Source organism: Enterococcus aquimarinus (assembly GCF_001885765.1).
GTDB classification, from domain to species: Bacteria; Bacillota; Bacilli; order Lactobacillales; family Enterococcaceae; genus Enterococcus_I; species Enterococcus_I aquimarinus.
Window position 1 is genome coordinate 1 of the sequence record NZ_JXKD01000039.1, and the last position, 1,444, is coordinate 1,444.

At 33.9% G+C, this 1,444-nt stretch carries 2 protein-coding genes; both read right to left on the reverse strand.

Features of this window, described 5'->3' with window-relative positions:
- Positions 1–877 (reverse strand): RNA-guided endonuclease TnpB family protein (locus RU93_RS11840; protein WP_071875829.1); only part of this gene is annotated, 877 nt, incomplete at its 3' end.
- Between the two features lie 25 nt (positions 878–902).
- A complete protein-coding gene (tnpA, locus tag RU93_RS11845) occupies positions 903–1,304 on the reverse strand; it encodes an IS200/IS605 family transposase (protein ID WP_071875830.1) in 402 nt (133 codons plus the stop codon).
- Between the last annotated feature and the right edge of the window lie 140 nt (positions 1,305–1,444).

Consider the following 1,444-nt stretch of genomic DNA (forward strand, 5'->3'; position numbering starts at 1 on the left):
CTGAAATTGACTTCGCTAATTTATGATTTTTAACCAACCCTTTTACATTCAAATCTTCAATACAAATGATTTGGTTCTCATCAGTAAGTCGTGAAGATAGTTTATGTAAAAAATCAGTACGTTGGTTGGCAATTTTCTCATGGATACGCGCAACTTTTACTTTTTGTTTTTGGTAGTTGCGACACTCATCTAATTTTCGATTGTGTTTTTTCGCAACTTCCAAACGCTTGGAAAGTTTTCGTTGTTCGCGTATTAACCGTTGTTCAAGAGAGCGATAGAATCGGTTATTATCGATTTTTTCTCCTGCGGATGTGATACAGAAATGAGTTAAGCCCAAATCTAATCCAATGTTATTTGCTACGGGTTCTTGTTGGAAATTCTCAGCATCAACTAAGAATGTCGCAAAATATTTCCCTGATTTAGTTTGACTGATCGTCACGTTCATTAATTTCCCTTTGAAACGCAATTCTTCTGCCATCTTGACCCAACCAACTTTAGAAACATAGAAGTATCGTCCGTTGACTTTCATGCCTACGGCAGTTCGATAGGATTTCTTTGAATATTTTTTACTCTTGAATTTAGGAAATCCGAATTTAGAGTTGAACGTATTTTTGTACGCTTTATTCAAATCCATATTTACTTGGCTTAGAGGTTGTGCTTCAACTTCTTTTAACCAAGAAAATTCTTCTTGCTTTTTCAGTCCAGCATAGGTCAGTTTGTTTTCAATATATTCAGGATTTTCTTTTTTCATCTTGTCATTCGTAATCCGTTGGTCAAGTAAAAAATTCCAGTAGAACCGAACACAACCAAAGGTTTTTTGAAATTGAATTTCCTGTCTTGAATTAGGGTAGATTCTGATTTTATGGGCTTTTTTCATTTCTGTACACCTCCTTAACGTAAACTCAATATCTTGTCCTTTGACTTTCTACATATCGTTTAATTGTTTCACTAGAAACATTCCCTGCTGTTGAAACAAAGTAAGATCGTGTCCAAACACTTGGCATTTTACTTAAATGTTCAAATGATTGTCGTAATTCTCTAGATGTTCTTCCCTTAATCACCTTCATGATATCCGCTGGTGAATAGGTAGGTTGAACATTTACAAAAAGATGACAATGATCTTTATCTGTCTCTATAGCCATGATTTCCCATTCATTTTCTTTACAGATTGAATGAACAAGAGATTTAAAACTAGCGTCTACTTCGGAATTGACAAATAGTTTCCGACGATATCTAGGACAAAAAACAAAATGATAGTTGAGTAACGATACAGTTGTCTTAGAATGTCTATATTCGTTATCCATGAGTTTATTATACATCAAAAAGTGTATTAATTAAAAATTATTATACACAAATAGTAACATTTTTTTGACTTTATCATGTGGAGTTTGTTCACACAGGTTCGCGACTTCCCATGCAGTTCTCTGATGAACTTCTTACACTT

Coding starts and splice junctions, on each gene's coding strand:
- tnpA (WP_071875830.1), bottom strand. CDS start 1,304: ATGGATAACGAATATAGACATTCTAAGACAACTGTATCGTTACTCAAC.